Raw genomic sequence first — 7,316 nt, 5'->3', positions numbered from 1 at the left:
CACAGCCCCAGAAAATGCAGATGGTGTTAACACAATCTCGTTTGAGACTAATGGTGATATTTATTTAAACAAAAATGAAAGTGGCTCTACGGATTTGACTGGTAAGGTTGAGTCAGGAGCTTCCGTAGTTGGTATTGTGATCACGGATAGCTCGAATCCAGCTAATACATTATCTGTTCCTGTCTCTGCTATATCAGTTGATAGTGAAGGTAATGTGTCTGTGACAGGGCTTGATTTAGCTGGTTTAGTTGATGGCTCATTAGTTGTTTCTATGACAGTAGTTGATGGGGCTGGAAATGAAGGTAATGTTACTAATACTGCTATTTTAGATACTACTATTACAGCCGCTTTGTATTTTGATGACGTTACTGAGGATGATATTGTTAATGCTATCGAGTCCCAGGGAATGGTTACTTTAACAGGTACCTTTATTGTTGAAGATGATACTGATGCTAAGGATATTGTGGTCACTATTAATGGTCATGCATACACGGTTAAAGCGGAAGACATTCAGAGTGATGGCGGCTTTTCTCTAGAGGTTGCTGGTTCCGATTTAGCCAGCGATTCTGACCATAAATTACAAGTAACAGCTGAGTTTGAAGATGATGCTGGTAATACTATTGTCATTGAAACTGGTGGTGGCCTTAACTACTCAGTCGATCTTTTTGCGAGAGCTGGTACTGTCACGGTTGATGCGATCACATCTGATGATGTGATTAACGCTGAAGAAAGTGGTCAAACTATCACTGTTTCTGGTAAGGCTGTTGGTGGTGATATTTCCGTTGGTGATGTGGTCAAGATGACGATCAATGGTAGAGAATACTCCACAACAGTTGCTACTGGTGGTGTTTGGGCTCTTGCTGTTGCAGGCAGTGATTTAGCGGCTGATACCGAGTTTGAGGTTGTTGTGACGTCTTCTGATGCGGCTGGTAATACCGTTGAGAGTAAAACAACGTCTACCCATATCGTCGATACTTCTGCGCCAGATTCACTTGTCATCTCGCTTAACACTGATAGTGGTAGTTCAGCGAATGACAATTTGACTAATGATGGCAGCTACACGATTACTGGTATTGAAAGCGGCGCTACGCTTGAATATTTTGTTGATGGAGAATGGATCACTACAGCACCAACCACATCGGAAGGTGTGAATACAGTTACTGTTCGTCAAGTTGATTCTGCAGGAAATACGTCTGAAAGTAGTACGTTAGAGTTTACTCTTGATACGGTTGCTGAGGTGGCTGGTGAAACAGTGTCTATGAATGAAGATTCTGCTGAGCCGATAGTCATTAATATTCTCGCAAATGATGAAAGTGGTGCCGTATTGGTTCCTGGCAGTGTCTCTTTTGACTCTGAAAAAGGGACTGTCACTGTCAATGAAGATGGGACACTGCTCTTTACACCGGCTGCGGATTTCAGCGGTGAGGTTGAGATTGCATATCAAGTTATAGATGAAGCTGGTAATACGGCTTCAGCGACCGCAACCGTCAACGTCACGCCAGTCACTGATGTACCAACAGTTCAGTTGACGTTGGAGCCGACAACAACAACGACTCTTTATAGCGTAGATTTGTCTAACGTGCTTGATGGAATAGAAGATCCTGTTGGCAATCCAGCCGGTTTCACCGTGACGGCTTATAACAGTGAGAATGATGTCGTTGCTATTTCCATTAAGGATTCTGGTACGCCTACTGGTTTTGGAGTGACAGGTCAGGCTGGGAATGGCGCAGATTCAGAAATTGGTAAGCAAGAGAAGTTAGTCGTCGAGCTTGATAAACCCGCTTCATCCGCAACATTCGAACTTGCTTGGTTGAATAGTCATAATGAGACGGCTGTTTATACTGTTAAGTATAGTGATGGAACATCGGCGACTTTTACCATTGATGGTAATAGTGACGAAGGCGGTTATGATCGAATTGGTGATCCTGTCACTGTGAACGCGCCAGAGGGTAAATCCATATTGGCAATCGAGTTTTCTACACCGACAACTGGGGATCGTGTTGCGACGAGTGATTACTTGCTTCATAGCGTTTCTTACGAGTCAGCTGTAACAAATTACACAGTTGATATCACCGCCGCTCCGACTGATACAGACCATTCTGAAAACATTACGGAGTTAACAGTGACTACGCCAGAAGGGACGTCTTTGTCTGGCGCTGAAAAGCTCGGGACTGAAAATGGAGTAACAACTTGGAAAATCTCGCTAAACAGTGGCGGTTTTACAAATAATGTAGCGATTGATCCTGAGACTGGTGTTGTTACGGTTAAAGGTTTAGTACTGTCAGTGCCTGACGACTTTGATGGTGAGTTGTCAGTAACTGCGACGGCTACAGCCGTAGATCCAGGTGCTGCTGCCGTTTCCGGTAGTGCAACTTGGGAAAATTCTGCTCCTGAGCTAGCGTTTGCGGATGGTTCTGATTCTGTGGTCATTTCCGAAGATGATTTGCTTGATAGCGATTCTGCAGCAGCGAATGGTGCCTCAGTGACTGGGGCATTTAGTATAAGTGATGCAGAAGGCCAGAATTTGGCGTTATCACTTGTTGCTCCAGCTGAGGTCATGACATCTGGTGGTGTAACCTTGGTTTGGACAACCGACAGCAGTGGCAATTTGGTCGCCAAAGCGGGTGAGACTGAAATTATTCGTGTGGCGCTTACAGACACAGATGGTCAGCATGGTTATGTGGTTACTTTAAGTGGTCCTGTGGATCATGGCGATACCACATTGGGGAATGCAGTTACTGTTGACTTTGGTATTGCGGTTAATGATGGCCTTGCGACAACGACTGAGTATGTTTCTGTTTCAATTGAAGATTCTGCGCCTGTTGCCGTAAATGACGAAGATAGTATCACTGTTCGTCGAGAAACCTTTGAGGTTACTGGAATAGAGGCAAACTGGGTAAGCTATCAAAATGGTTCTGATATTCGTAAGTTTGATAGCGATGACAATGATGATGGTTTGGATCAAATTCGTTGGGGTAGTCCGGCAGGTTCAGGTTCTCAATCGGGTTATGGCTTTGTTGATAATGATGCGAACCTCGATGGTCGTTTTGAGTTAAATGAAGATATCGTGCTCGGTACATTTACTCACTACAATTATCCTGTGTATGACGGCGGTGCTATCACAGCAGCTTCTATGGAAGTCGCTTTCTCTATCACCGATGACACTGGTGAGACTCAGCCAGTCACATTAAAAGTAGACTTTGATCATAATGAGACCGTTAACTCAAGCGATGCTTTAGCTTCACGAGATATTGTTACGGTTAAAAATACTTTTGTGACATTTGAATGGGAAGGTGAGGTTTATACTTTACAGGTTGTTGGTTTTAGAGAAGTCGGTAATTCAGATGGCGATATAATTACTTCTATTTACACGGATGAAAATGCATCGACTAGTTACGAATTGGTCGTTCGAGTTGTTGAGGGTGAAGGATATAGCCTTCCTGAAACGACAGGTAATGTGCTTGAGGGCGATGATGGTGTCGGGGCTGATGCACTCAGTCAAGATGGTGATACTTCTGTTGTCAGTGTCGCTGTTGGGGGGCTTGTTACTGAGTCTGATGCGAATGTCGGTTCAAGTATTCAGGGTCAATATGGTAATTTAGTGCTTAATGCAGACGGTAGTTACACGTATCAAGTAACGGCTTCTGTAGACAAAATTCCAGCTGGCGCGCAAGAAACATTCTCTTACATGATTCAGGACTCAGATGGTAGTACGTCATCGGCGACTTTATCTATCGACGTCGGAACGAACACGGCTCCTGTTGCTCAAGATGATGGGGCGTCTAATGCATTCTTTGCTGGTCTTGTTGGTGAATATTATGGAACCAATTCACAGCTTAATAATATTAGTGACTTTAGGGCCCTTATTGAAAGTAAAGAGCCAGATGCCACTTTTGACGCTACAAATATTGATTACGGTAAAGGTTCAGGAGATGTTGCAAAAGGGACTAATTTACAGACTTTCTTAGGTGAGGATGCCAGTACATTAAGTAACGATCCTAGTGATAATACTGATGGCGGTATCCACCTTCAAGGTTATGTATATTTGGCGGCAGGCACTTATAATTTTAAAGTGACGGCAGATGATGGTTATCAGATAACAATCAATGGTGAAGCGGTTGCGACGGTTGATGGCATTCAATCAGAAAATACGACAACGCACCAATCGTTTACTGTCACTGAGTCAGGCTACCAAGCTATAGACATGATTTGGTGGGATCAAGGTGGTGACTATGTATTCAAGCCAGTATTAAGTGCTGATGGCGGCGCAACGTATTTTGTACTTGATGCCTCTATTCTTAGTTCAACTGGTGAGACTGGATTTATTACTTCGCAAGAGCAAGGCCTAGATATAACCGTTGATAGTTTACTTGCGAACGACACAGACGCTGATGGAGATGCTTTAACGGTAACAAGTATAAGTAATGTTCAGAATGGCTATGCCTATATGGATACTGCTGGCGTCATTCACTTTACTCCATTGAAAGGATTCTTCGGAACAGCAACTTTTGATTACACTATTTCTGATGGAAAAGGTGGAACAGATAAGGCAACCGCTTCAATTAGCGTGACGCCAGATGGTGTTTTACCGACGGTATCAGTGTCAACTGCAGCGGATATATCTGATTTTAATGTTGATGTTTGGAAAGGGCATAGTGAGAACTTTGACACTCAGGTTTTAGCTAATTCAAACGGGTCGCAAGGCGCTAATGGATCCTTCTATATCAATGGCGATTTGAACTACGATGCCTCTGCTGGCGACGGCAGCGATAATATTGTTATCGCTGGTAATGTTAACCGTGATTTATACCTTGATGACGGTTCTTTTTCTGGAGACGGGGACGACAATCTTCTTGTAAAAGGTGAGCTAAATTCAAATGGCTCAATCTATGGCGGTGCAGGCAACGATTCTGTCGAAATACGCGGTAATGCTAATGAAGATATTGATTTATCGAAAGGTAATGATCGCTTGGCTATAGGTGGTAGTGTTAATTCAAATGCTGAAATCACTCTTGGTGAAGGAAATGATTCTGCTTACATTGCTCGAGATTTGAACAGTGATATTGATGCCGGTACAGGTAATGATACTGTTGTAATTGGTGGCAGTATTAATTCTGGTGGTGATGCAGAGTTAGGTAGTGGAGACGACATTTTATCAGTCCAAGGTGATGTGTCTGGCAAAATCAGAGGTGATGACGGCAATGATACAGTCATTATTAAAGGCAATGTTTGGTCTAATGCTGATATTGAATTAGGCAGCGGAAATGATGTCATTATTATTGAGGGTAAACTTTATAGTGAAGTGGATGGAGAAAGTGGTAATGACTCTATCTATTTGTCCTCTTACACTAAAAATGATTACTACAATAATGTTGATAACATTAAGTCTAAAATCGTTAACTTTGAAAATATCGTGATGAGTGATGGTGTTATTAAAGGTGATTCTAGTGCCTTCAATAATTATAACTCGTCTACGTTTAGCTATAGTGTGACAGTGGATATTGATTATTCAGACAGCACCATAGAACCAGCTGTAGTGACTTTGTTTGGTGTGCCTTCAGAGGCATCTTTGACGCTAGATGGCGTATTACTGGCACCAAATTCAGATGGTAGTTATGATATTGAAATTACGAATGGTCAAACAACTATTGATACTCTTCAAGTCGTCAGTAGTGTTGAATTACCGGATCTAGATATCACAAGTTCAGTGTCTTTTGGTTCAGATGATTCTGGAGCTTCAGATGATAAGGACAACTACCTAATTGGTTCTGAAGATAACGATACACTGATCGGAGGCGCTGGAAATGATATTTTGTTTGGCGGTGATGACCAAGTTTCAGACATTATGACAGGAGGCGCTGGTAACGATATCTTTATATTGAATGACACAGCAGATGTGTCAAATATCGATATTATTACCGATTTTAACGCGGCTGAGGACGCATTAGATTTAACTGATCTGTTAACAGGAATAGGAGGGAACCCAGGTAAAGATGCTGATGTTGATGCGATTACCAAATTCTTAACAGAGAACGTTAAGGTAACAGATGGACATGTTAAAGTTGGGGGCGAGGATGTGGCTGAATTTGGTTCTGCTTCTAATTTCGATTCTAACTTGGATGGTTCGGTGTCATCGACTGATTCGATCAAAGTCATCTATAACGACCAAGAGTACAATATCAATATTGATGGTTAATCTTGCTCTGATATAGCCCACTAAAAAGGCCGAATCGTTATACGATTCGGCCTTTTCGTTTCTATAAAATTCTTGTTGCTAAAGCATATTAAGTACAGCGCGTGATTATTCCGGGCTACTTAAATTATACGTTTAAGCCAATAGGGCAGCTCACGCCTGTGCCTGCGAGGCCACAATACCCATTCGGGTTTTTGTGTAGGTACTGCTGGTGATATTCTTCAGCAAAGTAGTAGGTATCGAGAGGTTCGATTTCTGTAGTGATCATGCCGTGGCCTGCGCCGAGTAGTTCTTTTTGAAATGCCGCTTTGCTGGCTTCCACAATCGGCATGTCTTTATCGTTGGTGGTGTAGATAACAGAACGATATTGGCTGCCGATATCATTGCCTTGGCGCATACCTTGGGTAGGATCATGGTTTTCCCAGAAAACCTTAAGTACGCCCTCTAACGAGATAATAGAGGTATCAAAAACAACCTGTACGACTTCGCTATGTCCTGTTTGCCCAGAGCAAACTTCTTCATAGGTTGGGTTGGATGTAAAGCCACCTGCATAGCCAACAGACGTGACGATAACACCGGGAGTATTCCATAGCTTGCGTTCGGCACCCCAGAAACATCCCATCCCAAGAATGATCTCGGATTCATTAGGTTTTTCAGAGCGGACAAACGGTTCATTGTTAACTGCGTGTATACCAGAGATTTTTAAAGGTGTGCTTCTACCTGGAAGAGCATCGGCTTCAGCTGGGATTGCTGACTTTTTAAGAATACTTTCAATATTGCTGGGCATGTGTGTCTCCTAACCTGTTGGTCGAAAATATCGGATGGCTACCTTTTACCTTGCGGTAGCGGAGGATACAAGTATTTAAGCTTCTCTATATCTAATAAGAGGCTAAGTCTGTTTTATAGAGGTAAATAATGAGGGAGAAAGATTTATTTTCAACTAATCCTATCTAGTTCTCTTGCAGTGCTTGACTCTTGGATTAATCTACCTATAATACGCACCTTGTATCCTCCGCTACCGCAAGGTAAAAGGTAGCCATCCGATATTTTCGACCAACAGGTTAGGAGACACACATGCCCAGCAATATTGAAAGTATTCTTAAAACGTCAGCAATCCCAGCTG

Annotated in this window: 2 protein-coding genes; one reads left to right on the top strand and one right to left on the bottom strand. The window is 42.7% G+C overall.

Annotated elements, in window-relative coordinates:
* Positions 1–94: 94 nt before the first annotated feature.
* Positions 95–6,196 carry a tandem-95 repeat protein gene (locus CCS02_RS21945; protein WP_232728943.1) on the top strand — a complete coding sequence of 2,034 codons (6,102 nt, stop codon included), beginning with the start codon at positions 95–97 and terminating at the stop codon, positions 6,194–6,196.
* 124 nt (positions 6,197–6,320) lie between these two features.
* Here the strand turns inward: CCS02_RS21945 and msrA are convergent, their stop codons facing one another.
* Positions 6,321–6,980: a peptide-methionine (S)-S-oxide reductase MsrA gene (gene msrA, locus CCS02_RS21940; protein ID WP_100637736.1), complete on the bottom strand. Its 660-nt coding sequence runs from the start codon at positions 6,978–6,980 to the stop codon at positions 6,321–6,323.
* Positions 6,981–7,316 lie beyond the last annotated feature (336 nt).

The sequence above is a fragment of the Marinomonas sp. ef1 genome (assembly GCF_002806845.1).
Taxonomy (GTDB): domain Bacteria; phylum Pseudomonadota; class Gammaproteobacteria; order Pseudomonadales; family Marinomonadaceae; genus Marinomonas; species Marinomonas polaris.
This window is presented reverse-complemented; position numbering and strand designations above follow the sequence as displayed.

Excerpts from the sequence above, each read along its gene's own strand:
- msrA (WP_100637736.1), bottom strand. The coding sequence starts at position 6,980 with ATGCCCAGCAATATTGAAAGTATTCTTAAAAAGTCAGCAATCCCAGCT.